We start from the raw sequence: 25,842 nt of genomic DNA, 5'->3' as shown, positions 1-25,842 counted from the left end.
AGGGCGCTTCGTCAACCCTTGCAGCGCCAGTTCCAGTCGCGCTCCGGCCCGACATCGACGTGAACCGAAGTCGTGTGGCAGTAGGTGCCGACGCCGCCACGTCCCGGCATGGAGCGGGCGAAGCGCGCGATTTCCCACTTGGACACGCCATCGATCTGGATGTCGGCGGCGGCGCAGATCATATGGAGCGATTTCCGTGCGCCGTTGACCTTGCGGTTATAGGAAGGGCTGCGGTAACCCGAAGTCACCATCACCGGGCGGCGGAAATGACGCTCCATGGTTTTCAGCATGGAAACGAGCTGGGGCTTGAGGCAGGCGACATCCACGGTCTGTCGTTGCACTTTCAGCCCGTTGGGCGCAAGGCGCGCAAGGCCGGGAGCCGAAGCAAGCGTCAGATTTGCCGATTCATCGTCTTCGTTCGCATCAATATCGCTATCGTCATAGAGACTGTTGCGATGTTTGATTTCGATGCCGCCATTCGGGCGCACGCCCGGTAGCGAATAATTGTAATCATGCTTCGCGGAAGGCGAAACAGGCTTCACCACGGCAACCTTCCTGCTTTCGGTTCGGTCGGATCGCGTGCCGGTCGATTCGTCGGAGAAAAGCCGGGCAATGCTTCCTTGCGAGGCCGTTGGGCGCTGTGGCGAGGCGTAAGCGCTTTTCGTGGAGCCAAAGAGCGAAGCGACCTGAACAGGCTTTTCAGCCTCGGCAGGCTTTGCCGCTGCGGTCTGTTCCGGCGCTGCTGCTTCGGCGGGCTTTTCTTCCTTTGCCGGTTCCTGCGGCTTCTTCGCGGTTTCGGCAGGAGCCGCTTCCGCTGGCTGCTCTACGACCGGAGCCGCTTCAGGTGCAGCGGGCTTGCTGCCGCCGAACATGCCAAAAAGCGATGTGCTCTTCGGCTGCTGGGGGGCGAGGGCTGCTACCTGGGTCTGCTGCTGCTCGGCGGGTGCGGCAGTTGGGGCTGGCTTCGCCTGCTCCTTGTTATTGGTGTTTGCCGCCTCTGCCACGACGGCGGGCTTTGTTTCACCGGGGTTGGCTTCCGCCTTTTTCTCCTCCGCAGGCGACGCCTTCGCCGCCTCGGCTACGGCTGTCTGATCGGCTGCGCTTTGCAATGTATCCGCAATCACGGAGCCATCGGAGGCGGAGGTCATCTGTAGCGGCTTGCCGTCAAGGCCTGTGCCGGTCGACGTGCAGGACGTGACAAGAAGCGCAAGCAAAGCCACGCTGCCTGATAGAAACCTGCCCGAGGTCCGGTGTGTAGAATGTGCAAATTTCAACAGTCTGCTCCAGCTCGATTTCCCTGACCAGTTTGGCGACCCGGATTCGCCGGGCCTACCTGGTTTCGGGAGATCGGCTCTCCCGTGCGAGGCTGACGTCACGTCCAGTGGCTGATCGTCCCCACAGCTCCCGACTGTTCGTGCCGGGAAAGAAATTCAGAAATATCAGCGAGTTATGATAGTCACCTCAGAGCAATGACGGTCATTCCGCTGTAATGGACAAATCACCTGTTCGGCAATTCGTTACCAATTTTTAAGTTTTTTAATCGCCGAGTGCAACTATTGATGCGCATCTGGCGTTAAATGACTTCGCGCCTATGGCGGAATATTCGCTTATAACGAAATATTACTTTGTGTAACCTTTGGTTACATTTTCCTTTTCTGCTGGGGTCTCGGATGGTTTGGAGCAGCCTCCGGCCTTCAACGCAAGCCGAATTTCCGATTTGCATCACTCACTTGTTGACAGGATGCCTCGACTTGGTGCTATCCCTTGCCAATTGCTTTATCTTTGTGTGGCGCTGTGACCAACGGCGCCTTATGCGGCATCAACCGGGAACAGAAACATGACCAAGCGCACGCGGCAGATCGCCAACCTATTGCTGGCAGCAACAGCGGCGGCGATGCTCACGGCATGCGCGGGCGGAAAAGAGTTTCAGGGTACGCCGCAGGAAGGCGCTTCCCGCACCGGTGTTTTCCCGACATTCGGCCATATGCCGAAGGCTGCGACCACGCAGATCACCGCAGAAGAAAAGCAGCAGCTTACTACCAAGCTTGATGCCGACCGCACGCGTCTGGCGGCATCCAGAACCGGCGGTGCGGGGTTCACGCCCGCCGAGGCTGCTGCCCTGCGCAAGCAGGCGCAGCAGGATACGGACGCTACCCTGAAACAGATCGAAAGCGGGGAAGAGTAACTTCTTCCTTGGTTTTTGGCGCGCATCTTATCCGAAACCGTTAAACTTTTCGGGATGTGCTCTAGAGACGAAATCCGCATCCTTTGACGCGGCAACACGTCTCGACCCGATTCGAGAACAGGTGTATAGCTCCTTTGCGGCGCATGCGCGCCATTACGTCAACCCTCCACTGGAACAGGATCATGTCGGAAGAATTCCATAAAGTCCGTCGTCTGCCCCCTTATGTCTTTGAACAGGTCAACCGTCTGAAGGCATCGGCGCGAGCGGCGGGCGCCGACATTATCGATCTTGGTATGGGTAACCCCGATCTTCCGACCCCGCAGAACATCGTCGACAAGCTCTGCGAGGCCGTTCAGGACCCGCGCGCACATCGTTATTCGGCTTCCAAGGGCATTCCCGGCCTGCGTCGTGCGCAGGCGCAATATTATGCGCGGCGCTTTGGGGTGAAGCTCAATCCGGATACGCAGGTCGTGGCCACGCTCGGCTCCAAGGAAGGCTTCGCCAATATGGCGCAGGCCATCACCGCGCCGGGCGATGTGGTTCTGTGCCCGGACCCTACCTATCCGATCCACTCCTTCGGCTTCATCATGTCCGGCGGCGTGATCCGCTCGGTCCAGGCAAAGCCGGACGAGAACTTCATCCCGACGCTGGAGCGCGGCGTGAAGCACTCGATCCCGAAGCCGATCGCGCTGATCCTGAATTTCCCGTCCAACCCGACGGCCTATGTGGCGACGCTCGATTTCTACAAGGACGTCGTCGCGTTCGCCCGCAAGCATGACATCGTCATCCTGTCGGATCTTGCCTATTCGGAAATCTATTTCGACGACAATCCGCCGCCATCGGTGCTGGAAGTGCCGGGCGCCATGGATGTGACTGTAGAGTTCACCTCCATGTCGAAGACATTCTCCATGCCAGGCTGGCGCATGGGCTTTGCGGTCGGTAATGAACGCCTGATCGCAGCGCTCACCCGCGTGAAGTCCTATCTCGATTATGGTGCTTTCACGCCTATTCAGGTTGCGGCGACAGCGGCGCTGAATGGAGACGGATCGGACATCGCCTATGTGCGCAATGTCTACAAGCAGCGCCGGGATGTGCTGGTCGAGAGCTTTGGCCGTGCGGGCTGGGATGTTCCGCCGCCTGCTGCGACCATGTTCGCCTGGGTTCCGATTCCGGAACGCTTCCGTTCGCTGGGTTCGCTCGAATTCTCCAAGCTTCTGGTCGAACAGGCCGATGTGGCCGTCGCGCCCGGTATCGGCTTTGGCGAGCACGGCGACGATTACGTGCGTATTGCGCTGGTCGAGAACGAGCACCGCATCCGTCAGGCCGCGCGTAACATCAAGCGTTTTCTCTCCGCCAAGCATGAGAACCTGCAAAATGTAATTCCGCTCGACGGTCGTCGCGGATAGTCTTTAGAAATCGCCACGGACGGCAACTCGCCGCCCGTGGCATCCCACCTGATAGCCACTCCATACAGAAGGTCGAAATAATGAGTGATGCATTACGGATCGGCGTTGCCGGCCTCGGCACCGTTGGTGCTTCGGTGTTGCGTATCCTGCGTGACAAGTCCGAAATGCTCACGCGCCAGTGCGGCAAGCCTGTTACGGTCACGGCGGTCAGCGCCCGCGACCGCAACCGGGATCGCGGCATTGATCTTTCTGGTATCAATTGGTTCGACGATCCGGTCGAGCTGGCCAAATCTGCCGATATCGATGTTTTCGTAGAACTCATCGGCGGCGAGGATGGACCGGCCCGGGCTTCTGTCGAAGCGGCTTTGCGCGCCGGTCGCCATGTGGTCACGGCCAACAAGGCGCTGCTGGCGCGGCACGGCGTTGCGCTTGCCAAGATCGCCGAGGATAAGGGCGTCCTTCTCAACTTCGAAGCGGCGGTGGCCGGGGGGATTCCGGTCATCAAGGCAATGCGTGAATCGCTGACCGGCAATACGGTTTCCCGCGTCTATGGCATCATGAACGGCACCTGCAACTACATCCTGACCCGGATGTGGGAAGAGGGCATTTCGTTCGAAGCCTGTCTCAAGGATGCCCAGCGCCTCGGTTATGCAGAGGCCGATCCGACTTTCGACATTGAAGGCAATGACACGGCGCACAAGCTGGCGCTGCTGACCAGTCTTGCCTTCGGCACGCAGATCGCTGCCGATGACATTTATCTCGAAGGCATCAGCAATATTTCGCTCGCCGATATTCGCGCCGCCGATGAACTCGGCTATCGCATCAAGCTTCTGGGTGTCGCGCAGAAGACCGATACAGGCATCGAACAGCGCGTGCATCCCACCATGGTGCCGACCTCGTCGGTTATTGCGCAGGTGCATGGCGTGACCAACGCCGTGGCAATCGAAACCGATCTTCTGGGCGAGCTTCTGCTTTCCGGCCCCGGCGCGGGTGGCAATGCGACGGCATCCGCCGTGATCGGTGATGTTGCCGATATCGCCAAGAGCCGTCCGGGCTTCCAGCATGGGCCGGTGTTCGGCACGCCTGCCAAGGCGTTGCAGCCTTACAAGCGCGCCAAGATGCGCAAGCATGCGGGCGGCTACTTCATCCGCCTGACCGTGCTTGATCGTATCGGCGCTTTCGCGGCCATCGCCAAGCGCATGGCTGAAAACGACATCTCGCTGGAATCGATCGTGCAGCGCCCGCCGATGGATGATGCAGCAAGGGAAGGTGTCAAGACGGTCATTCTCGTCACGCATGAGACGACCGAATCGGCTGTCAAAAAGGCGCTGGAAGCGATCCTCAAGGACGATCATCTGGTCGACAAGCCACAGATGATCCGCATCGAACGCGCCGGATAAAGCGTGCCTCCCCAAAGCGGGTACCGGTTTGGGAACAAAGACATGCGTTAGACAAAATCCAGAACGCGCTGCACTTTTAGCGCGTTTTCTGGAAGTCCTGCCACTCTTGCAGGTTCAATTCACCTTTGTTATAAAAGCCGGGTCGGAATCGATCCGGCTTGATTCATTTGAAGAGACAAGAACAGGAAAAGGAGGGCTGTATGATGTATGTGACGCGTCATGATCATCACCGTCAGCACGGCCCCGGTTTTGCCCTGCATAAGTAACTTGTGCAGGGCGGAAAAAGACGAGTACACTGTCTTATTCTGCCTTTTCCTGAAGGCGCGGTCATTGATCGCTGCCGGACATTCGCCAGCACATTGATGCATATCGCGGTTTGGAAACCGGGCATTGGTGCGTGGCAGAATTGAGCAGATTGCCATGTCTCTTGTTTCTATCCAGAATCTTTCGCTTACTCTTCATGAGCCACTTTTTGCCAATCTCGATCTCGTCATAGGCGAGGGCGAACGTATTGGTCTCGTTGCTGCCAACGGGCGCGGCAAGACCAGTCTCCTGCGTCTTCTTGTCGGGGAGGGCGAGCCGACGCTCGGCACGATCACGCGGTCGCGTGGATTGAAGATCGGGTATGTCAGCCAGTATGTGCCGGAACAGCTGTTTGACCGGACATTCTATGATCTCGTGCTGGATGGTCTCGACGAAGAAGCCCGCGATTATGAAAGCTGGCGCGCCGATATCGTTCTGGACGACCTGCGTGTTGCCGAGGAATTGCGACTGCTCCCCGTGCGCCAACTCAGCGGCGGCTGGCAGCGGCTCGCGCTTCTGGCCCGCGCATGGGTGTCGGAGCCCGACGTTCTCCTGCTCGACGAGCCGACCAACCATCTGGATCTCGAAAAAGTGCGGCTGCTGGAAGACTGGCTGAATGCGCTGCCGCGTTCAGTCGCGGTCGTGGTCAGCAGTCACGACCGCGCCTTTCTGGATGCGGTGACGAAGCGGACGCTGTTCCTGCGGGCGGAAAAATCACCGATCTTCACCTTGCCATACAGTCAGGCGCGGGTTGCTCTGGATGAAATCGACGCGGCGGATGCCAGGCAGTTCGAAAAGGACATGAAGACAGTCCAGCAACTGCGCAGGCAGGCCGCGAAGCTCAACAATATCGGCATCAATTCCGGCAGCGATCTGCTGGTGATCAAGACCAAGCAGTTGAAAGCGCGCGCCGACAAGATCGAGGAAAGCGCCAAGGCAGCGCATGTGGAACGCTCTGCCGGCAAGATCATACTGAACAGCCGCGGCAGCCACGCCAAGGCGCTGGTTGTTCTCGATCGGGCTGAAATTACAACCCCCGACAGCAGGCTGCTCTTTAAGACGGGGCAGCTCTGGATCAATCCGGGCGACCGTATCGTCCTGCTGGGCGCCAATGGCATGGGCAAGACCCGTTTGCTGACGCTGGTGCGGGAGGCCATCCTTGCGCCGGACCGCGCACAGGCCGGTATCAAGGCGACACCGTCGCTGGTGCTCGGATATAGCGATCAGGCCTTGTCGGAACTTCGTCCGGAATGGACCCCATTCGAGACGATTGCGAAACGTTTCGATATTGGCGACCAGCGGACGCGGTCCCTTCTGGCTGGTGCCGGCATGACGCTCGAGATGCAGGCAAAGCCGCTTGAACGCCTGTCCGGCGGGCAGAAGGCACGGCTGGCCATGCTGGTTCTGCGGCTGACCAATCCAAACTTCTATATCCTCGATGAACCGACGAACCATCTTGATATCGAAGGTCAGGAAGCGCTGGAGGTGGAACTGCTGCGCAATGAGGCAGCAAGCCTGATCGTCTCGCACGACCGCAGTTTTGTTCGCAATGTCGGCAACCGGTTCTGGATGATCGAAAGAAAAAAGCTGGTCGAGCTGGAAAGTCCGGAGTTTTTCTTTGATGCTATCGGAAGCTGAATAGTTCAACATCTTTCGGTTGTTTAATAACTTCTGGCCGGGTGTGAGTGTTCACATCCGGCCGGGAGGTGAAACGAACCGTGTATTGCTTAAATCGATTAAGAGTTTGAGCGTACAATGTTTTTAGCTTTCCCGCCCTTGCAGGGGGCGGGGGACTTTGACAAAAGGTTTGCACAGTGTCGCTATAAGAGGCGGCAGTAGCGGGCGTGATGCGCCCCATCCACGCAATTCGAATTCAGGACTTTGTTCAAATGGCCAAGACCGCAGAGCAGCAACCCCACGGACTCGATCGCATTCTCACACTCGAACTGGTCCGCGTGGCCGAGCGTGCAGCAGTGGCGGCGGCGAGGCTGCGTGGCCGCGGCGACGAAATGGCTGCCGATCAGGCGGCCGTCGATGCCATGCGCCAGGAACTGAACCGCCTTCCGATTGCCGGAACGGTGGTTATCGGTGAGGGCGAGCGCGACGAAGCGCCGATGCTCTACATCGGCGAAGAAGTTGGCACCAAGCAGGGGCCGGACGTCGATATCGCGCTCGATCCGCTGGAAGGCACGACGATCTGCGCCAAGAACCTGCCGAACTCGCTTGCCGTGATCGCGATTGCCGAGAAGGGCAACCTGCTTTACGCGCCTGACGTCTACATGGAAAAGATCGCCGTCGGTCCGGGTTACTCGAAGGGCGTCGTCGACCTCGATGCCAGCCCGACGGACAACATCATGTCGGTCGCCAAGGCGAAGGGCGTGAAGCCGAATGAAATCACCGCCTGCATCATGGATCGCCCTCGCCATGCGCGTCTGATTGAGGAAGTGCGCGCGACGGGTGCCGCAATCCGCCTTATCGGCGACGGTGACGTGGCCGGTGTGATGCACACAACCAATCCCGACGAGACGGGCATCGACATCTATATCGGCATTGGCGGCGCGCCGGAAGGCGTTCTGGCAGCGGCAGCCCTGCGCTGCATCGGCGGCCAGATGCAGGGCCGTCTCCAGCTCAATACCGACGAAAAGATCGCCCGCGCCGCCAAGATGGGCATCGCAGACCCAAAGAAGGTCTATACGATGGAAGAAATGGCCAAGGGCGACGTGCTCTTCGCCGCGACCGGCGTGACGGACGGCAACATGCTCTCGGGCGTCAAGTTTGCCCGCGATTATATCCAGACGCATACTATCGTAATGCGTTCTTCGTCGCAGACTGTCCGTGAGATCAAGGCGCGCCATCAGGATCTGTCGAAGTTCTAGGACCTGTCGGTCCTTCGTTTAGTTCAGCTGGATCAGCGTAAGTTTCTCAAAGGCGGCATTGCAGAATGCCGCCTTTGTCTGTTCTGGTTCAGGTTTTTGGCTGAGGCTGCAACGCCTTCAATACAAGTCGTGTGACATCAGCATGAATGTCGGCACGCGGACGAGTGGCACCATCACTGCAAATGGGGTCTATTTCTCCGGCGGCTTTCAGATGTTCTGCGGCGCCTTCCTTGCATTCGGGCAGAAAACTGAAATGGGTGGCGCCAGCGACAACCGCATAAGTTCCTTTGGGCGTGATCGATGCCAGCTTGTCGGCCACCACTCCCGGAGGAACGGTCTGGGTTTCGCCGAGATTGATGAAGGTCATCGGAATTGAAATCGATGCAAGGCTCTGTTCATCGTAGGCTTGCGCAAGACCGGGATCAACGATGACAGCTGATGTAATGCGGCGGTCGAGATTGGATTGCTCGAAGCGGTTCCTGTCGATTGAGCGCAAATCAACCTTGTCGACCTTGATCTGCCCGCCATTTCGATAGCCAACGCCACCGGCGTACCATGCGCAATCCCATTTGCTGTAAGCATCGCAATAGCGGGCATAAGCTTCGAGATTGGCTCTTGCGCCTGCAATTTCCATGGCGGCAGCACCGCCGAGCGAGAAGCCGAGAACGCTGATCCTGTCCTTGTCGATTATTGCGCGCCACGTCGGGTCCGTTGTCATCGTATCGATCACCGCCGACAGGTCCCCGGTGCGCTCCCAGATTTTCGGCGTGTCCTGCGGTGTGGAATCGCCACTGGTTGTACCGGGGTGGTTGGGGGCTGCGACGATAAATCCGGCTTTGGCCAATTCAGTTGCCAGCCAGGTCATGCTCTCAGAACGACCGCCGGAACCGTGAGACATGACAAGCAACGGGAAGTTGTCTTTTTCCGGTGTGGCATTGATCACAGCCGGAGCACCTTTGAAAATAATATTGTCGCCGATCAAAGTAGCTTTGCCACCGGCCGCGGCTGGATACCATATACCGACTTCAAGCGTGCGGCCTGTTTCCGCATTGGTGAAGTTGATCTCCCGCTGGCCGACCTCATGAGCCTGACTGGGGGCGGCGACGAAAAGGGCAAGAAGGAATATGACGGTATGATAGGGGAACATGACGGTCTCCGCTGATTGATGGAACAGGGAGACCGTCACCTGTTTTCACACGAACGGCGTCCTTGATCATGATTCAGGTCGTTTCGGATCACGATTTGGGCCATGATCGGCTGTCTGCGTTTCACTCGTGTGTGTTTTATGATTTTCATTCCCTTGCCTTTCGTTTCCTCCCTTTTGATGCTTCTGCTGATGGCCGTTCTTCTGCATCGGTTCGGCTGGCGCGGAGCGAACCGGCCCTTCCTGCTCGTGTTGGGATTGTGCGCGTTGCAGTCGCTCATTGTCGGTTTGCGCTGGGGCTACGGGATTACAGAACTGCGCTTTGTTCTGCCTGTTGTAGCCAGTTGCCTGCCGGGACTGACGCTGATGAGTTTCAGAAGCCTCATCCATCAGTCGAAAGCAGACGATACCGTTCTGGTCTGGTTTCACGCGTTGCCGCCATTCGTCATTGCCGCAATGGTCTACTTCGCGCCGGGTTTGATCGATGCGGCGCTGATTGGGCTTTACGTTGGCTATGCGCTTGCCCTGCTGTTGCTAGGGCGCTCCGGTCCCGATGCCTTGGATGCGGCGCGCCTCGATAGTGCGGTGGCAGCTCATCGGGCTCTTGTCATTGCCGCTGCATCCTTGTGTTTTTCCGCCCTGTTCGATCTGATGGTGGTGCTGGATTTCGAATGGCGGAAAGGCGATTACACGGCTGCGATCATCGGCAATGCCAATCTGCTCGGCCTGTTCCTTATCGGCTTGACCGCGCTGACGGCAGCTCGCGCCAAAGCTGCGCCAGAAGCGGATTTTGAAACGACGCCATCGGCGCCGGATGCCGAAATAGATCGCAATGTTCTGGATAAGGTCGAAGCGCTTTTGACTGAGCAAAAGCTCTTTCTCGATGAAAATCTGACGCTGTCGCGGCTGGCTCGACGAGCCTCCATTCCGGCGCGCCAGATATCGGGCGCCGTCAACCGGCTGACAGGCCAGAATGTTTCCCGTTTTATCAATGATTATCGAATTGCCGAAGCTTGCCGTCGGCTTGAGAAGGACGACATTTCGATAACAACCGTCATGTTTGAATCCGGGTTTCAGACCAAATCGAACTTCAATCGCGAGTTCCGGCGGGTGACGTCGCTCAGTCCTGCCGACTGGCGCGATAAAAATCGTCCGGCTTGACCGTCTGCCGCCTTTTGTGTCTTTAGAATCTCATGACGACAGAGCGCTTTTTCCTCGGAATAAAACAATCCGCAACCGGGCAGAAATGGGTGGACCGGCTTGGCCTGCGTGAGGCCAACACGGCCCTTGCCATTGCGCAGCATCACGGCATTACCGATCTCGTCGCGCGCGTGCTGGCCGGGCGGGGTGTGTCGGTGGAAGGCGCGCCTGAGTTTGTCGACCCGACGTTGCGCAATCTCATGCCCGATCCGGCGACGCTCACCGATATGGACAAGGCGGCAGGGCGCATTGCCGATGCCATTCTGCGCCGCGAGACCGTGGCCATTTTCGGCGACTACGATGTGGATGGGGCCTGTTCCTCCGCCCTGATGTCGCGTTTTCTCAAACATTACGGCATTCAGCATTCCATCTATATTCCCGACCGGATTTTCGAAGGTTACGGCCCAAATCCCGATGCCATGCGCGATCTGGTCGCCAAGGGCGCAACTCTGATCGTCACAGTCGATTGCGGCACCAACAGCGCGCCATCCATTACAGCCGCGAAGCAGGCAGGCGCCGATGTCGTCGTGCTCGATCACCATCAGTTGGGTGGTGATCTGCCGGAAGATGCCGTGGCTATCGTCAACCCGAACCGAGAAGACGATATTTCGCTGCAAGGGCATCTCTGCGCTGCAGGCGTGGTCTTTCTGACGCTGGTGCAGGTGACCAAGATATTGCGGGAGCGTGGCAAGGGGGCGGGCCCGGACCTGCTTTCCCTGCTCGATCTCGTGGCGCTCGCCACGGTCTGCGACGTGGTGCCGCTGACTGGCGTCAATCGCGCTTTCGTCGTGAAGGGACTGCTCGTTGCGCGATCACAGAGCAATGTCGGCCTTGCGGCGCTTGCCCGCGTCTCGCGGATTGGAGAGCCTCTCAATGTCTTCCATCTGGGTTACCTGATCGGGCCGCGCATCAATGCGGGCGGGCGCATCGGCGACGCCGGGCTTGGCGCGCGACTGCTGACGCTGGATGATCCCGCAACGGCAGATCGCATCGCTGTGGAGCTTGACCGGCTCAACCAGGAGCGGCAGGCCATGGAAGCGGAAATGCTCATGGAGGCGGAAGCGGAAGCCTCGCTGGAAATCTCCGGTGGTGCGGGCGCCTCGGTGATCGTGACGGCAAGCGACCGCTGGCATCCCGGCATTGTGGGGCTGCTCGCCTCGCGGCTGAAGGAAAAGGCGCGGCGGCCGGCCTTTGCCATCGCCTTCAACGCCAATGGCGTTGGGTCGGGCTCCGGTCGCTCCATCATGGGGCTTGATCTTGGCAAACTGGTTCGCGGGGCGATGGATCGTGGGCTGCTCGTCAAGGGCGGCGGCCACGCCATGGCCGCCGGTATCACCATCGAGCGCGGCAATCTTGGCGCGTTGCGTGCCTATCTTGAAGAAGAGTCGGCGCATATCGTCTCGCGTCTGCGAGAAAATCAGAGCCTTTCCATCGATGGCGCGCTGGCCGCATCGGGCGCCACCGTATCGCTTTATGAAGCCTTGCAGAAGGCGGGGCCCTATGGTTCGGCGCATCCGCAGCCCATATTGGCGCTGCCGCATCACATACTGGCCGATGTGCGGGGCGTCGGGCGCGATCATGTGCGCGTTACACTGCGCGGCGCGGATGGAAAGCGCGTCAACGCCATAGCCTTCCGGGCGGCGGAAGGCGATCTCGGACGCTTCCTGTTCAACAATATCGGCCAGAGTGTCCATGTCGCAGGCAATCTGTCGCTAAACCATTGGAATGGCTCGGTCACTCCCCAGATCCAGATTCTGGACGCGGCTTTGCCAATCTAGAGCGTTTCCGGGCCATTTGAAATTCTTCAGTTTTTTGTCTTCACGCTCTTGTGAGGGGCGGGGGCGAATTCCCATATGAGCACTTAAACATTCAGACATGACTCTAAGTGGGAGAAACCGATGCCGGGTTCCGGAAACCGCCTGACCAAACTGACAGCTGCAATGGTGCTGGGGCTGATTGCCTCCTTTGCTGCGGTCGATTTCGCCGAGGCTCGCCGCGCGGGCGGTGGCGGTTTCGGCAGCCGTGGTGCGCGCACCTATTCGGCACCCGCGCCAACCCGCACCGCGCCTAACAACGCAGCTCCCATCGAACGTTCCATGACGCCCAATACCGGCGCTACACAAACCAGCCGCCCGGCGGCGGGCGCAACGCAGAATGCTGCTCAGGCGCAGCGTTCCGGCGGCATGTTCGGCAATTTCGGTCGTTCCATGCTCGGCGGTCTTCTCGTCGGCGGCCTTATCGGCATGCTGCTCGGCAACGGCCTTGGCGGTCTTGCCGGCATGTTCGGCCTGATCCTGCAGGTTGCCGTGATCGCGCTCATTGCCATGTTCGTCATGCGCATGTTCGCGAACCGCCGCCAGCCGGCAGCGGCAGGTGCCGGTAATGCAGGCGCCCAGCCCTTTGGCGCGGCAAAATCCGCCGCTGCCCAGGCCGGGCCGTTGGCGGGTTTTGGTGGTCGCACCCCATCGGTAAACCCGTTTGAGACAAAGCAGGACGCTGCTCCGGCTGCTCCGGCCGTTGAAGACGAGCCGATGGATGTCGGTCAGGAAGATTTGGACCGGTTCGAGCAGATGCTTTCTGAAGTCCAGACAGCCTATGGCCTTGAGGACTACGCGGCGTTGCGCAAGCTCGCGACCCCGGAAGCCATGTCCTATCTGGCTGAAGAACTGGGCGAGATCGCTTCCAGCGGCATGCGCAACGAAGTGAAGGATGTCAAGCTTTTGCAGGGCGATGTTTCCGAAGCCTGGCGCGAAGGCAACGCCGAATACGCAACCGTCGCGATCCGCTATTCAGCAATCGACGTCATGCTGGATCGCAATACCGGCGCCGTCGTCGAAGGGAATCCGAATGAGCCGGTGGAAAGCGTCGAGCTTTGGACATTCACCCGCCAGGATGGCGGCGAATGGCAGCTTGCTGCCATTCAGGGAACGGAATAGCCGTTCAGGATCGAAAAAAGCCCGGTCTCGCGACCGGGCTTTTTGTTTTATGCATGTCTTTGTTACCAGCTGCCGATATTTTCGGCGGAAGCCCAAGGCTCCTGTGGCGCCAGACGTTCGCCCTTCTGGATCAGTTCGATGGAAATGCCGTCGGGTGACTTGATGAAGGCCATATGACCGTCACGCGGCGGACGGTTGATGGTGACACCTGCATCCTGCAGCTTCTGGCAGGTGGCGTAGATGTCGTCGACCATATAGGCCAGATGGCCGAAATTGCGGCCTCCCATATAGGTTTCCGGGTCCCAGTTGTAGGTCAGTTCCAGTTCCGGCGCGCGTTCCGCCTTTGCCCGGTCCGTATCGGAAGGCGCGGCGAGAAAGATCAGCGTGAAGCGGCCCTTCTCATTTTCAGTGCGGCGGATTTCTTCAAGGCCGAGTTTGTTTACATAAAAATCGAGAGATTCATCGATGTCGCGAATTCGGACCATCGTGTGCAGATAGCGCATAGTCTTTTCCTCGGCTGTTGTAATTCATGGGCTGACGCTCGTGAAACGCATGGAACGCCGATTGGTTCGGCGGGGATATCGAATCCGATGTCGGAGACCGAACGTCAAGCTATCACCCACAGAACAGGGTTCAAGAATTTTGAGCCGCAGATGTGACCGGAAATGTCCCCGGACCCTCATTGCCAAATCGGCGACCGGCCATATTTGAAGTGGTTGGCGGGTTGCGAGGGCTGCCGCGCGGGAAAAGTAACCATGAAGTTGTGAAGTGTGTGGTCTTCATGGGGACTGACACAAGTTTGGACTTGCCGCCTCCGGTTAAGGAAGTGTTATTCTTTGGACAAGAATCAGGTCGGAATCGCAATGGAAGAACAGAGGAGGGGCGAACGCATGGCGGACAAGTCTGTGTCAAATGACCAGTTTCGCAGCCAGCACGCCTCGGAAGAGCTGGGCGATATCATCGAAATTTCGGGCCATATCAAATGGTTCGACGTAGCCAAGGGCTACGGCTTCATTGTTCCGGACCAGCCGGGCCTTAATGACATTCTTCTTCATGTGACTTCACTGCGTCGCGATGGTTTCCAGACCGCTCTGGAAGGTGCTCGCATCGTCTGTGAGGTCCGGCAGGGCGAGCGCGGCCTGCAATGTTTCCGCGTGCTGTCGATGGATACCTCGACCGCCGTTCATCCCGCGCAGATGCCGCCGCAGCGCACCCATGTCACCGTCACGCCGTCGAGCGGACTTGAGCGCGTGATTGTGAAGTGGTTCAACCGCACCAAGGGGTTCGGTTTCCTGACGCGCGGCGAAGGCACGGAAGATATTTTCATCCATATGGAAACGCTGCGTCGTTTCGGCATGATGGAACTGCGTCCCGGTCAGGTGGTGCTGATCCGCTTCGGTGAGGGCGACAAGGGCCTGATGGCTGCTGAGATCCATCCGGATATCGGAACGGCAATTCCTGTTTCTCACTAGAGCATAATCCGGCCAGAGTGAAACGAAGGCGTTCAAGTTTATGCTTGATATAGAAGAAGGCGGAGCGTCCATCTGATCCCGTCAGATCGAAGCGCGTTCTGGAGTGCGGCTGTTCATAGTGCGCCGGCTTTACCCGATCGCTGTAACAAGCAGGTGAGGGCGCGGCGTGGCTGTTCGCGCGGTCTTGTGGTCATCACCTCCCGTTGATAGGTTCCGGCTTGGTTTCTTTCTTTGAATAGGCAGGTCATGGGCCGCATTTTTCTTGCTTTTGCATTTGTTTTTCTCGCATTCACCGCTCAGGCTGATGAAGCACAACCGATGAGGCTGCCGGTCGACAAGGAGCCGCTGACATTCGTCGCCGCCAACGGCAACAAGGTGAATTTTGCGCTTGAAGTGGCGGATACTGACGACGCTCGCGTTCGAGGCCTGATGTGGCGCACGGACTTTCCCCGGGACCGGGCGATGATCTTCGTGTTTGGCGAGATGCGCCGCGTCATGATGTGGATGCAGAATACACCGTCGCCGCTCGATATGGTCTTCCTTGACGACAAGGGACGCGTATCGGCCATTCACGAAAATGCAGTGCCATTCTCCGAAAATATCATTTCATCCGAGGTTCCGGCGGCGTATGTCGTGGAACTTCTGGCCGGCACGGTCAAGCAAACCGGCATAAAGCTTGGCGACAGGGCCACCCACCGCGTGATTTGCGGTGTTTGTCGGTCCTGATCGCAGTCAGGTGTTCCAGCTAAAGCGGAACCGCTCTGTCTATCTGTTTTACGCATTTTCCTGATGCAAAGGCTTCGCACCTTGGCTCGGAAATGTCCCAAGAGGAATAAGGAATTGAGTGCCCTCGATATCGAATATTTCGAACATGACGGCCTGCGCCTGGCCTATCGTCAGGACGGTGAAGGCGATCCGATCCTGCTCATTCACGGCTTTGCTTCGTCAAGTCTGGTCAACTGGGTTTCGCCCGGCTGGTTCCGAACGCTGACCGAAGCCGGATATCGCGTGATTGCCATCGATAATCGCGGGCACGGGCTTTCAGCGAAGCCCCATGATGCGGACGAATACACGCCGACGAAAATGGCGGCGGATGCGGCAGCGCTTCTCGATCATCTCGGCATCGAAAATGCGCATGTCATGGGCTATTCCATGGGCGCGCGTATCTCGGCATTTCTGGCGCTGGAACATCCCGAGCGCGTTCACAGTGCCGTTTTCGGTGGCCTTGGCATCGGCATGGTAACGGGCGCGGGCGACTGGGAGCCGATTGGAGAGGCGCTGCTTGCCGAAGACCCGACGACGATCACGCATCCGCGTGGCCAGATGTTCCGCAAATTCGCCGACCAGACCAGGAGCGACCGTATCGCCCTTGCAGCCTGCGTGATCACCTCCAAGGAACTTGTTCCGGCTGCCGCGATAGCGCGCATCATGCAGCCTGTTCTCGTTGCAGTCGGCACGACCGACGATATTGCCGGCAGCGCACAGGAACTCGCCGATCTTCTGCCGAATGGACAGGCGGTCGACATTCCGGGCCGCGACCATATGCTGGCCGTGGGCGACAAGGTCTACAAGCAGGCAGTGCTTGGGTTTTTGAAAGAAAACCCGCTTTGACGGGAGTTTGATCCTCAGCAAAGCACGCACCTTGGATGCTGCGCCAAACTCGGCGGTGGCAGGCAAGGCATTTTAAGCCAATCCCCCGGACAACCGAGGATTGCTATTTGCAGGTGCGCATTTCCGAACGCAAAACCGTTTCACACTTTTGCTGGAAATGCTGTATGCTGCGCGCCGAACTCGTATTGCGGTGCGGGGACAGAGCGAAAGCACGGCTGTCTCTTCCCTCGCGCGGTGCAAAACTGGAGTATGCATATGTCCGTTCGCACATCAGCGAAAGCGACCCCCGGTCTGGGTCAGGTTGATCCTATCTGGCATTCCATCCGTGCCGAAGCGGAGGAAGCGGCCAAGAATGATCCCGTTCTGGGCACGTTCCTCTATGCCACGATCCTCAACCAGCCTAGTCTGGAAGACGCGGTCATGCATCGCATTTCCGAGCGTCTCGGCCATGCCGACCTGAGCGCCGATATTCTACGCCAGACCTTTGATGCCATGCTGGATGCCAATCCAGATTGGTCGCAGATTGTCCGCGTCGATATTCAGGCGGTTTATGATCGCGATCCGGCCTATAGCCGCTTCATGGACCCGATCCTTTATCTGAAGGGTTTCCATGCGATACAGACCCACCGCCTAGCGCACTGGCTTTACCATGAAGGCCGCAAGGATTTCGCCTATTACCTGCAAAGCCGTTCCTCATCGATCTTCCAGACCGATATTCATCCGGCGGCGCGGCTCGGCAGCGGACTCTTCCTCGATCATGCGACCGGTCTTGTCGTGGGCGAGACGGCCCTGATTGAAGACAATGTGTCGATCCTCCACGGGGTTACGCTGGGCGGTACGGGCAAATCGAGCGGGGACCGTCATCCGAAAATCCGCCATGGCGTGCTGATCGGCGCGGGGGCGAAAATTCTCGGCAATATCGAAGTCGGCCATTGCTCCAAGATCGCAGCCGGTTCGGTGGTTCTGAAACCCGTTCCCAACAATGTCACCGTCGCTGGTGTGCCCGCCCGGATCATGGGCGACACGGGCTGCGCGGAACCTTCCCGTGTCATGGACCAGATGCTGGGTGACGGAATCTAGATCCATTTTCCATCACTGAGGCCAACCGATGTCAGGAAATCGGGCCGCTTGCTGGTTTTCTCCCGCAGGCGGCCTATATTGTGATGCAAGCGGCGATTAGCTGGCCACGCCCCTTGGGATAGTCGATGTCAGGGGTTTACATAAGAAAATGCCGGGTGCAATAAACCGGCTCAATTCAATATCAGGAGAAGCCGGTTGAAACCCGAAGAACTCAAAAAACTGGACGCCTATTTCAAACGGACCTTCAACAATCCCGGCCTGCAGGTCAAGGCACGCCCGCGCAAGAACGACTCCGCCGAGCTTTATCTCGAGGACGAATTCCTGGGTCTGATCTACAAGGATGAGGACGAAGGCGAACTCTCCTACAATTTCTCGATGGCAATTCTCGACGTCGATCTTTGATCGGCAGCGGCGAGTGCGTCGTAGGCGACGCCCATGCCCATGCAGGAATGCTCTTGACGCCCTTTCCCATGGAGAGGGCGTTTTGTTGTTGAAACACGCTTGCGAGGATGCATGAAGATCATTGCTGCCGCTCTGACCTTGTCCGGCATGCTGAACTGAGCAGTTATGAAATCTGCGACTGATTTCGGTGCGACTTCATGAAATTCCGCTTTTCACTCACCGTCCTCCTGATCGGCCTGTCGTTTCCGGCGCGGGCAGAAGTTCTAGGCACCATCTAAACCGAGCAGGACGACGGCTCCCTGTCGGTGATCGAGATTCTGGATGAACCTCCAAGTGTCGCTAAATGCGATGGCGCTCACGCCGTCGCAGTCTATGTCAAGGAAAGCAACTTTTCCCTGCCCGTTGGAAAAGGATGCTGGAAGCTGCTCGGATCGGCAGAAATGCTGAAGCTGGAAATCGTTCTAAGCTCCACTGAGGAGCATGTCATGAGCGGGGTTCCGTTGAACAAGATCAAGTTCGACGGAGAGGGACAACGAGCATTTCAGGAATGATGCGTGAACGGGAACGATCGGGACAGCCGATACCGCTCCAATCCATCGATTGACACCAGCAAGCCAGGATCGAACAGGCCCTCCGGGCCTTCGGTACCCGGCACTCAATCACGCTCGTCCGGAATCAGTTGGCGCGTTTGCCATCAAGAAGATGAGTATTGGCGAAATCGACGACCGCCTTGTCCAGTGACTTCCAGTCGCCCAACATGGATCGGGGGAATCGATAGAGTATCTGCAAGTCGCGCCCGAACTGGACGTCGCGTTCGCACGAATTGAAGCTTTCTGCCGCGCTGTCGGCAAGGCATCGTGCGACAAATTCCGGCTTGCCGCTGCTGGTGTCGGAGAGCACCAGTTCCTCGCCCTTGTAGCCGCTGTTTTCCAGAAACCGGTGTACCGTCAGGTTTCCGGGAGCGGTTTCTCCGCCGGGTTCTATCAGCTCGGCGTAGATCGGCAGGTAACGCCCGCTCATGTCGCGGGACATGGTGCGTTGCTCTATGGACATGAAAATGAGGTGCCGTTTCGGGGTAAGAAGGTTGAAGATGGCGCGGTCGCGTTCCGTATAGCCGGTAAGCCCCGGCCAGCGGGCGTAAAGATCGAGGCGGCCCGTCACTCCGTCGCGCCGCTGATTCGAAAAGCGGATCATATTGGCGGGAATCGAGAGGACGTTGTTGCCGATGATGATCTCATAAGCCTGCGTGCTGTCGGAATGGCCGCCCCGGGCAATCAGCGGACCGAGCAGACGCCCCCCGATATTCACGGCGATCGAAAGGAGGACCAGCGCGACAACGGCCAACAGCAGCCAGCCGAAGAGGCGGTTGCCCATTTTCGAGGCGGTGTAATCGGGTGCTGTTTCCATTTGGCTCGAATATCTGTCTTCTATGGTTAACAGAGCGTGAAACCGTGCTTGTCTGGCGACCTGAAACAGCTTAGCGATTCAATATCGAGTTTGCTGATGGAGGAAAGCACATGCCGATCTATGCTTATAACGGGCACAAGCCGCAATTCGTGGATCGCAGCAGCAACTGGATCGCGCCCGATTCGACCCTGATCGGCAAGATCGTCGTGGGTGAAAATGCCGGTTTCTGGTTCGGCGCCGTTTTGCGGGGCGATAATGAGCCTATCACCATCGGCGACGATACCAATGTTCAGGAACACACCATCATGCATACCGATATCGGCTTTCCGCTGACGGTCGGGGCGGGGTGCACCATCGGGCATCGAGCCATACTCCATGGCTGCACGGTGGGTGAAAACACACTGATCGGCATGGGCGCCATCGTTCTCAATGGTGCGAGAATCGGAAAGAACTGCCTGATCGGGGCAGGGGCACTAGTCACCGAGGGCAAGGTAATACCGGATAACTCGCTGGTCGTCGGTTCTCCTGCAAGGGTTCTTCGGGAACTGGACGAGGCGGCGGTTGAAAAGCTGAAGGCTTCGGCAGCGCATTATGTCGAGAAGGCACGGTCCTTCATGCGCGGCTTGGAACTTGCGTGAAATGAATAAGGACGGGGCCAGAGGGAGACTGGCGCCCGTCCTTCTTCAGTTTTTCTTTTTGATCAGTTCTTGATGCTGCCGACGAGCAGTTCTCGGTCGCCCTTGATCGAGACCCAGCTGCCGGTGTTCGTGGTCGACTGGCGCTTCAGGTAAGTGTAGTCGGTCTTGTTCCAGGCGAGAACGCGGGTATCGAGATTGTCGAGAATGAAGTCGCCGCGGTCGGTGCGGACGGTCAGAACCGCGTGGCCTTCGCCATTCGGCTGTCGAACCACCGTGAAAAGCAGGGTGTTCGCCGGAATGCCGAGCGTCATCAGTTCGCGGCGCTTCGAAAGCATATAGTCGTCGCAGTCGCCCACCGTTGTCGGATATTCCCAATACTCTTCGCGGCCCCAGGCTTCCATGTCGGTCATCGGCGCGATCTTTTCGTTGACGCTCGCATTGACCGTGATGATCTGCTTCCAGATTTCCGGGGTCAGCTTCAGCATGTTGCTGTTGCGGCTGGTGATATTGCATTCGGACTTGTACCGGTCGCAGAATTCATAATGGCCGATCGGCTGTGACGTGCGCTCGCCCGTCGTCATCCACGGGGAATTGGCGGCGGGGCTTGCAGCCTCGGCCAGTCCGATTCCGAGCAGCATCAGGATGGCTGCAATGATGGTCTGCTTCGTCATTCTTTTGTCTCCCTGTTGGAGACCAAGATGACTTAGACAATTTGAAGGCACGCAAATTTAAGCGCGAAAATGCGAGTTAAATTCGATTAAAAGTGCAAATAACGCCGAAACTTTTTGTCAACGGACGGACAAATTCAGGGCAAATCGGGCTATTTTTATGGCTTTTTTGTGATTTCGGTCGTTTCGCGGTTTGCCATTCCGTAACCTTGACGCGCGTTTATCTTTTGGGCCGATGCTTTCAGCCGAAAAGATTGTCCAGTGTCGCGCTGGTCTGGATGGTGGCGAATTCGATTGCGAAACCATCCTGGAAATGACGTACGACAGTTCCCCGGATCGGCCCGAGCATGACACTGCTTTTGATCGCGGGCTTGAACTCGCTTTCGATTGCCGCACCTGAAAGCGAAAGGTCGGCGATACGACACAGCCTTTGTGTGCCGTCGGCAAAAGTGATGTTCTGCCGGTTCTTGTGCGGCACGACGCGTTCGTGACGGCGGTCTTCGGGCAGGGCAAGCTCGTGCTTGTTGGCAAGCCAGGTCAGCTGTGCCGAAAGCTTGTCCTTCTTCTGCTCGGACGTCGCCAGAAGAATATGGAAGCCCTCGGATGTAACCTCATGGGCAATTCCTTCGATCCGCCCCACATGGTCGATATAGGCGATGATCCGTTCGCCGTTGCGCGGTGTCGCTATGCCGCTCATCAGGGCCGTGCCGGGCGACATGCGCTTGATAACGCACGGAAATTCGCTGCGATTTTCCAGCATGTAGCGACCGTTGAGATCGACATTCACGGCGTTGAAGTTTTCCTGCCGCACATTGCTGGCAGTGGGGGCCGCAGCAAATCTGTTCATCAAAGCCGATCCATTTCGAATTTTGTCCGCTCCACGTCAGCACATTACAGCACGGACTGATAAAGAGAAATCGCGATTGCGACCTGTTTCAGGCTTTGCCGCCCTTGATGACGCGCAATTTCGGCGCTGCATGCGGTTCCGTCAGGCGAATATTCGTCCACTGTCGGCCTGTCCGGGGTGCGTTTACGGTTACGGCTGCCGATTGCCGCACGTCGTCCGCGAGAATCAGATCGGGCGCCACCGGCTCGATGGAATTCAAATGGCCGAGCACGATTGGGTCGGCGCCTACCCACGTGACGGAATCAAGCACTGCAATGCTGCCGAGTATGCTGATCTGGCCGTCCGCCGCTTCGAGCGGGGCGAGGAACATTTCCAGCCCCAGGCTGCGTCCCGACATGCTGATTCCAACATGCGAGACGAGGGCAGGGATCTCGAGCCCACTGACGTTTTGCGAGGTTTCCCGAAGTGCGGCGCGGTCGCGTTCGGACCAGAGCGAGAGGAACCGCGTGTTCTTCAGTTCGCGTCCAAAAAGGGTGCAGATGCGCGTTCCAGCCAGACGGAACGACAGGTCCCCATGCTCTCCAGCCTCGAGGAAGAAGAGGTCGGACAGATGACGCCCCAGCTTGCGCGGCTCGATCCGCTCGCGCATCGGCGCGCGAAAGGTGCCGCGTTCCGTGCGGGCCAGTCGCTGCCATTCGCTGAAAATCGCGATCGTACTGCGGTGTTTCATCATGCGCCGTTGGTTTTTCCGTTGCACGCGGAGACAGGCTCCGCTGGTGGACGCATTAAAATAGTATTAACGGGGAGGATGCCAGTTTAACCCTTTGTTCATCCACCGGGCTCGTCCGTTAAGGTTAACAATAAGTAATGGTTGCACTGCTTTAAAAGACGCGCTTTGATAAGGCATCAGACGAAGCCTTTGACTTGGTTGGCGTTTTTCTGAGCTCCAGATTTAATTTCGCGAAATATTCTGTTCGCGGACAGGCCGACCGGGTATCTCCGTCGGCCTTTATTTTTAACAGATTTTGCCCTATCTAGATGCTTCCACCCGATGTAAGGGGCCGACCTGGCCCGGTTGTCGGCGTGCAAGGATGAGAAAGCAGCAGTTCATGAGCGTTCCCCAGCCGGAAACGGACGGCAGTAACCGCCGGTCAGGCGGTAGCGAGCCGATCTTCAATATACCCGGCGTCGTTCTTGCGCTTATCGGCCTGTGCGCGGCGGTGTATGTCTATCAGAACTATCTCATCAGCGAGCAGCAGAACTACAGCTTCATGCTGAACTTCGCGCTCATTCCGGCGCGATTCTCACTTGCGGGCGGCTTTACTGATCCGACCGCGCTTTTCACGCTCATCAGCTATTCCTTCATGCATGGCGGAATTGCGCACCTGGTCGTCAACATGATTTGGCTCGCCGCCTTTGGTTCTCCGCTTGCGGGCCGCATCGGCACCGGGCGGATGATAGTTTTCTGGGTCTTCACGTCGGTTATCGCCGGTCTGACCCATTATGCGATCTATCCGGACAGTATTTCACCGCTGGTGGGTGCTTCGGGAGCGATTTCGGGCATGATGGGTGCTGCGGCGCGCTACGGCTTCCGGCGCATCGGCCACGGACGCAAATCAGAATTTGCAGGGCCAGTACTTCCGGTGGGGCTCACCCTGACGCTGAAGCCTGTTCTGACCTTTGTCGGGGTCTGGTTCCTGATCAACATCATTACCGGTCTCTACTCGACTGGCGGTGCAGACCTTTCCAGCATCGCCTGGGAAGCGCATATAGGCGGCTTCATCGCCGGTTTTTTCGGCATTTCACTGATGGACCGCCCGCGCAGTTACGATGCGGTTCTGAGGCGCTAGGAATCTGGCTCAGAAAGGCCTTCTTCCCCATTTGATGCCACTTGCTAATCCGACGTTCAGAGCGCACCATCATGGAACGTGGTGGGAGGAGCTGCGTTCTGCTTCATATGGCGCTGAAACGCCCGAAGCAGCGAGTGCTAGAGCTGTTCCCTCATTAGAGAACAGTCGAACCGCTCTAGCTCTTTGTTTTAAGCATTATCCGACGCAAAACCGCTTCACGCGTTTGCCGGAAATGCTTTAATCTTGGAGGGACTTTGGCATGACCGTAAGATCGATTCTCGAGACAAAGGGCAGGGATGTGGTGGTTATCGCGCCTGCCGATACGCTGTCCCACGCTGTCGCCATGCTGAACAAACACAAGATCGGCGCGTTGGTGGTGTGCGACGAGGCCGGTCGAATCAAGGGAATCCTGTCTGAACGCGATGTCGTCCGCGCCGTTGCTGCGCAGGAGACCAAGGCCATGAGCATGCCCGTCGCCGAAGTAATGACGGCAAAGGTGCAGGTCTGCCGCGAACATCATACGATCAATCAGGTGATGGAAATCATGACGAGGAGCCGATTCCGCCATATGCCGGTGGAAGAAGGCGGCAAGCTCGTGGGAATCGTTTCAATCGGTGACGTGGTGAAACGGCGCATCGAAGATGTCGAACGCGAGGCGGAAGATATCCGCACCTATATCGCTACGGCCTGAGCGACTCGACTTTTGGCCATTCTCCCGGATGGAAAGGCCAGCCGGGAGAATTTTTACAGGCGAATCAACTCAACGTGCGCGGAGATATCTCTCGGCAGCGTAAAGCGAGATTGCAGCCGCATTCGATACGTTGAGCGACTTTATTTCGCCCGGCATGTCGAGGCGGGCAAGCGCGGTGACCGTTTCGCGTGTCTTTTGACGCAGGCCTTTGCCTTCCGCACCAAGCACGAGAGCGATTCGTCCGCCGGACAAGGTGGCTTCCATTTCCAGCGGCCCCTCCGAATCAAGCCCGATGGTCTGGAATCCGAGGCTATGAAGTTCCTCAATCGCTTCGGCCAGATTGCGCACTTCGATATGAGAGATCAGTTCGAGGGCTCCGGAGGCTGCTTTGGCGAGGACGCCAGTTTCCTGCGGGCTGTGGCGGCTTGTCGTAATCAGCGCACCGGCACCGAAGGCTACCGCTGAACGCATGATGGCGCCGACATTATGCGGATCGGTCACCTGATCGAGCACGAGCAGCAGCGGACTGTCCTTCAGTTCGGACAGCTTTCTGGCGCGCAGCGGCTCGGCCTCGATCATGACGCCCTGATGGACGGCTTCCGAACCGGTTTCCTTGTCTATATCGCGCGGATCGACGATTTCGACAGGGAAGGGGAGAGATTCGGCCTCTCCGATTTCCAGACGTGCGAATCCGTTTCGTGTCGCCAGCATGCGCAGTATCCTGCGTTCCGGGTTTTCCACGGCGGCGCGGACCGTATGCAATCCATAAAGGCGTACCGTTCCTTCGGTCACGGCACTTGCCGATATGGAAGGACGCTGCGGCTTGCGCGGTGATTTGCCTTCCGTTCCGGCCTTCTGGTCGCGATGCTGGCGGCGCAGGCGCGCATAATGAGAATCTTTTGGTGTGCGGGGTGAATTTTGATCGGTCATGGCGTGCTTATAGCTCTTTAGCAGTGCGGAAGATAGCGGCCAGCCCTGCAAATGCTATCAGGCTGTTCTGATTGCAGAATAATTTGCAAAGCCCGCCAAACCGGGCCTTTCTTCCCGCATGAACGGGCCGGAGAAGGCAATGTTTCCACGCCGTTGTGAACAGACATGCATTCTTTTCGCTTTTACCCTGTTGACAGGGGATAAGCTTATCGTCATAAGGCCCCTCGCGGATCGACGGCTGGCCCAACAGTCAGCCAGAAGCCCCGCGGAAATGCCTAGTCGCTCGACTCTGCTGATAGTGATATCTGGAGGGATGCCCGAGTGGTTAAAGGGGACGGACTGTAAATCCGTTGGCTATGCCTACGTTGGTTCAAATCCAACTCCCTCCACCACTGTCGGATCAGAGTTAAGAGTGCGCGGGTATAGCTCAATGGTAGAGCAGCAGCCTTCCAAGCTGAATACGCGGGTTCGATTCCCGCTACCCGCTCCAAATTTTTCCGAGCGGTTTGGCGTGTAAGGAATCATCGACGGGCGGTTCGCCGTTCCGTTTTGGCATAAATGCTGGCCCGGAAGCCAATAGGCTTTTGTGCTGGCGCTTGAGCGGTTCTAGAACAAAGAGAACAACGGCGATGGCAAAGAGCAAATTCGAACGTACGAAGCCCCACGTTAACATCGGCACGATTGGTCACGTTGACCATGGCAAGACGTCGCTGACTGCAGCGATCACCAAGTTCTTTGGTGAGTTCAAGGCGTATGACCAGATCGACGCCGCTCCTGAAGAGCGCGCCCGCGGCAT

The 25,842-nt window shown here is 57.9% G+C and carries 27 protein-coding genes and 2 tRNA genes; 20 read left to right on the top strand and 9 right to left on the bottom strand.

The window, feature by feature from the left end:
* Positions 1 to 11 precede the first annotated feature (11 nt).
* On the bottom strand, positions 12 to 1,274 hold the full coding sequence (locus tag ACOWVS_RS18175) for a YcbK family protein (RefSeq protein ID WP_031346338.1): 1,263 nt from the start codon (positions 1,272 to 1,274) through the stop codon (positions 12 to 14).
* A 563-nt stretch (positions 1,275 to 1,837) separates the two neighbouring features.
* Here ACOWVS_RS18175 and ACOWVS_RS18170 point away from each other — a divergent pair.
* The 3 genes from ACOWVS_RS18170 to ACOWVS_RS18160 all read left to right on the top strand — a co-directional run bounded on the left by ACOWVS_RS18170 (position 1,838) and on the right by ACOWVS_RS18160 (position 4,991).
* Positions 1,838 to 2,185, top strand: a complete 348-nt coding sequence (locus ACOWVS_RS18170; RefSeq protein WP_006467069.1) for a hypothetical protein — start codon at positions 1,838 to 1,840, stop codon at positions 2,183 to 2,185.
* Positions 2,186 to 2,367: 182 nt separating this feature from the next.
* Positions 2,368 to 3,591, top strand: coding sequence for an LL-diaminopimelate aminotransferase (locus ACOWVS_RS18165; protein WP_021585967.1), 1,224 nt, complete (start codon positions 2,368 to 2,370; stop codon positions 3,589 to 3,591).
* 80 nt (positions 3,592 to 3,671) lie between these two features.
* The gene (locus tag ACOWVS_RS18160) at positions 3,672 to 4,991 is read left to right on the top strand and encodes a homoserine dehydrogenase (RefSeq protein ID WP_021585966.1); all 1,320 of its coding nucleotides are present in this window, start codon (positions 3,672 to 3,674) and stop codon (positions 4,989 to 4,991) included.
* 128 nt (positions 4,992 to 5,119) lie between these two features.
* Here the strand turns inward: ACOWVS_RS18160 and ACOWVS_RS18155 are convergent, their stop codons facing one another.
* Positions 5,120 to 5,413 (bottom strand): hypothetical protein, encoded by a 294-nt coding sequence (locus ACOWVS_RS18155; protein ID WP_021585965.1) that lies wholly within the window; start codon positions 5,411 to 5,413, stop codon positions 5,120 to 5,122.
* Between ACOWVS_RS18155 and ACOWVS_RS18150 the strand changes: the two genes are divergently transcribed.
* On the top strand, positions 5,412 to 6,932 hold the full coding sequence (locus ACOWVS_RS18150) for an ABC-F family ATP-binding cassette domain-containing protein (RefSeq protein WP_021585964.1): 1,521 nt from the start codon (positions 5,412 to 5,414) through the stop codon (positions 6,930 to 6,932). The two genes, ACOWVS_RS18155 and ACOWVS_RS18150, sit on opposite strands and share 2 nt — an antisense overlap.
* 251 nt (positions 6,933 to 7,183) lie before the next feature.
* Positions 7,184 to 8,170, top strand: coding sequence for a class II fructose-bisphosphatase (gene glpX, locus ACOWVS_RS18145; RefSeq protein ID WP_006470299.1), 987 nt, complete (start codon positions 7,184 to 7,186; stop codon positions 8,168 to 8,170).
* An 88-nt stretch (positions 8,171 to 8,258) separates the two neighbouring features.
* On the opposite strand, the gene ACOWVS_RS18140 is transcribed toward glpX, so the two are convergent.
* Complete coding sequence (locus tag ACOWVS_RS18140; protein WP_075041962.1) at positions 8,259 to 9,317, bottom strand: alpha/beta hydrolase family protein; 1,059 nt, start codon at positions 9,315 to 9,317, stop codon at positions 8,259 to 8,261.
* Positions 9,318 to 9,506: 189 nt separating this feature from the next.
* Here ACOWVS_RS18140 and ACOWVS_RS18135 point away from each other — a divergent pair, with 189 nt between their 5' ends.
* The 3 genes from ACOWVS_RS18135 (at position 9,507) to ACOWVS_RS18125 (ending at position 13,450) form a co-directional block, all read left to right on the top strand.
* Positions 9,507 to 10,475 carry an AraC family transcriptional regulator gene (locus ACOWVS_RS18135; RefSeq protein ID WP_313664874.1) on the top strand — a complete coding sequence of 323 codons (969 nt, stop codon included), beginning with the start codon at positions 9,507 to 9,509 and terminating at the stop codon, positions 10,473 to 10,475.
* Between the two features lie 32 nt (positions 10,476 to 10,507).
* The gene (recJ, locus tag ACOWVS_RS18130) at positions 10,508 to 12,292 is read left to right on the top strand and encodes a single-stranded-DNA-specific exonuclease RecJ (protein ID WP_025090419.1); all 1,785 of its coding nucleotides are present in this window, start codon (positions 10,508 to 10,510) and stop codon (positions 12,290 to 12,292) included.
* Between the two features lie 120 nt (positions 12,293 to 12,412).
* Positions 12,413 to 13,450: a Tim44 domain-containing protein gene (locus tag ACOWVS_RS18125; RefSeq protein ID WP_075041961.1), complete on the top strand. Its 1,038-nt coding sequence runs from the start codon at positions 12,413 to 12,415 to the stop codon at positions 13,448 to 13,450.
* Between the two features lie 62 nt (positions 13,451 to 13,512).
* Here ACOWVS_RS18125 and gloA read toward each other — a convergent pair whose 3' ends face one another.
* The gene (gloA, locus tag ACOWVS_RS18120) at positions 13,513 to 13,953 is read right to left on the bottom strand and encodes a lactoylglutathione lyase (protein ID WP_021585959.1); all 441 of its coding nucleotides are present in this window, start codon (positions 13,951 to 13,953) and stop codon (positions 13,513 to 13,515) included.
* 387 nt (positions 13,954 to 14,340) lie between these two features.
* Between gloA and ACOWVS_RS18115 the strand changes: the two genes are divergently transcribed.
* From ACOWVS_RS18115 to ACOWVS_RS18090, 6 genes are all read left to right on the top strand, one after another.
* Positions 14,341 to 14,922, top strand: a complete 582-nt coding sequence (locus tag ACOWVS_RS18115) for a cold-shock protein (RefSeq protein WP_006470303.1) — start codon at positions 14,341 to 14,343, stop codon at positions 14,920 to 14,922.
* 246 nt (positions 14,923 to 15,168) lie between these two features.
* Positions 15,169 to 15,648 carry a DUF192 domain-containing protein gene (locus ACOWVS_RS18110; RefSeq protein WP_021585957.1) on the top strand — a complete coding sequence of 160 codons (480 nt, stop codon included), beginning with the start codon at positions 15,169 to 15,171 and terminating at the stop codon, positions 15,646 to 15,648.
* 114 nt (positions 15,649 to 15,762) lie between these two features.
* Positions 15,763 to 16,533, top strand: a complete 771-nt coding sequence (locus ACOWVS_RS18105) for an alpha/beta fold hydrolase (protein WP_021585956.1) — start codon at positions 15,763 to 15,765, stop codon at positions 16,531 to 16,533.
* 255 nt (positions 16,534 to 16,788) lie between these two features.
* Positions 16,789 to 17,613 (top strand): serine O-acetyltransferase, encoded by an 825-nt coding sequence (gene cysE, locus ACOWVS_RS18100; RefSeq protein ID WP_006470306.1) that lies wholly within the window; start codon positions 16,789 to 16,791, stop codon positions 17,611 to 17,613.
* Between the two features lie 195 nt (positions 17,614 to 17,808).
* Positions 17,809 to 18,015: a DUF3126 family protein gene (locus tag ACOWVS_RS18095; protein WP_006467055.1), complete on the top strand. Its 207-nt coding sequence runs from the start codon at positions 17,809 to 17,811 to the stop codon at positions 18,013 to 18,015.
* Between the two features lie 305 nt (positions 18,016 to 18,320).
* The gene (locus tag ACOWVS_RS18090) at positions 18,321 to 18,566 is read left to right on the top strand and encodes a hypothetical protein (RefSeq protein ID WP_247644431.1); all 246 of its coding nucleotides are present in this window, start codon (positions 18,321 to 18,323) and stop codon (positions 18,564 to 18,566) included.
* Between the two features lie 124 nt (positions 18,567 to 18,690).
* Here the strand turns inward: ACOWVS_RS18090 and ACOWVS_RS18085 are convergent, their stop codons facing one another.
* The gene (locus ACOWVS_RS18085) at positions 18,691 to 19,422 is read right to left on the bottom strand and encodes a hypothetical protein (protein WP_031346337.1); all 732 of its coding nucleotides are present in this window, start codon (positions 19,420 to 19,422) and stop codon (positions 18,691 to 18,693) included.
* A gap of 110 nt (positions 19,423 to 19,532) precedes the next feature.
* Here ACOWVS_RS18085 and ACOWVS_RS18080 point away from each other — a divergent pair, with 110 nt between their 5' ends.
* On the top strand, positions 19,533 to 20,060 hold the full coding sequence (locus ACOWVS_RS18080) for a gamma carbonic anhydrase family protein (RefSeq protein ID WP_021585953.1): 528 nt from the start codon (positions 19,533 to 19,535) through the stop codon (positions 20,058 to 20,060).
* A 62-nt stretch (positions 20,061 to 20,122) separates the two neighbouring features.
* On the opposite strand, the gene ACOWVS_RS18075 is transcribed toward ACOWVS_RS18080, so the two are convergent.
* The 3 genes from ACOWVS_RS18075 to ACOWVS_RS18065 form a co-directional block, all read right to left on the bottom strand.
* Positions 20,123 to 20,731, bottom strand: a complete 609-nt coding sequence (locus ACOWVS_RS18075; protein WP_021585952.1) for a transglutaminase-like cysteine peptidase — start codon at positions 20,729 to 20,731, stop codon at positions 20,123 to 20,125.
* A 238-nt stretch (positions 20,732 to 20,969) separates the two neighbouring features.
* A complete protein-coding gene (locus tag ACOWVS_RS18070; protein ID WP_006470308.1) occupies positions 20,970 to 21,575 on the bottom strand; it encodes a PilZ domain-containing protein in 606 nt (201 codons plus the stop codon).
* Between the two features lie 88 nt (positions 21,576 to 21,663).
* Positions 21,664 to 22,305: a PAS domain-containing protein gene (locus ACOWVS_RS18065; protein WP_025090596.1), complete on the bottom strand. Its 642-nt coding sequence runs from the start codon at positions 22,303 to 22,305 to the stop codon at positions 21,664 to 21,666.
* Between the two features lie 379 nt (positions 22,306 to 22,684).
* On the opposite strand from ACOWVS_RS18065, the gene ACOWVS_RS18060 reads away from it, so the two are divergent.
* Both ACOWVS_RS18060 and ACOWVS_RS18055 read left to right on the top strand, forming a co-directional pair.
* Positions 22,685 to 23,425 carry a rhomboid family intramembrane serine protease gene (locus ACOWVS_RS18060; protein WP_021585949.1) on the top strand — a complete coding sequence of 247 codons (741 nt, stop codon included), beginning with the start codon at positions 22,685 to 22,687 and terminating at the stop codon, positions 23,423 to 23,425.
* A gap of 259 nt (positions 23,426 to 23,684) precedes the next feature.
* Positions 23,685 to 24,116 (top strand): CBS domain-containing protein, encoded by a 432-nt coding sequence (locus tag ACOWVS_RS18055; protein ID WP_006467047.1) that lies wholly within the window; start codon positions 23,685 to 23,687, stop codon positions 24,114 to 24,116.
* Between the two features lie 69 nt (positions 24,117 to 24,185).
* On the opposite strand, the gene rlmB is transcribed toward ACOWVS_RS18055, so the two are convergent.
* Positions 24,186 to 25,046, bottom strand: a complete 861-nt coding sequence (rlmB, locus tag ACOWVS_RS18050) for a 23S rRNA (guanosine(2251)-2'-O)-methyltransferase RlmB (RefSeq protein ID WP_025090595.1) — start codon at positions 25,044 to 25,046, stop codon at positions 24,186 to 24,188.
* 307 nt (positions 25,047 to 25,353) lie between these two features.
* Here rlmB and ACOWVS_RS18045 point away from each other — a divergent pair.
* The 3 genes from ACOWVS_RS18045 to ACOWVS_RS18035 form a co-directional block, all read left to right on the top strand.
* Positions 25,354 to 25,438 (top strand) — tRNA-Tyr (locus ACOWVS_RS18045).
* A gap of 24 nt (positions 25,439 to 25,462) precedes the next feature.
* Positions 25,463 to 25,536 (top strand) — tRNA-Gly (locus tag ACOWVS_RS18040).
* Between the two features lie 106 nt (positions 25,537 to 25,642).
* Positions 25,643 to 25,842: GTP-binding protein (locus ACOWVS_RS18035; RefSeq protein ID WP_420984178.1), on the top strand; the 200-nt coding region annotated here is incomplete at its 3' end.

The organism is Brucella sp. IR068 (assembly GCF_049065885.1).
Lineage (GTDB): Bacteria > Pseudomonadota > Alphaproteobacteria > Rhizobiales > Rhizobiaceae > Brucella > Brucella intermedia.
The sequence above is the reverse complement of the archived record's forward strand: the minus strand, read 5'-3'. Positions and strand labels throughout refer to the sequence as shown.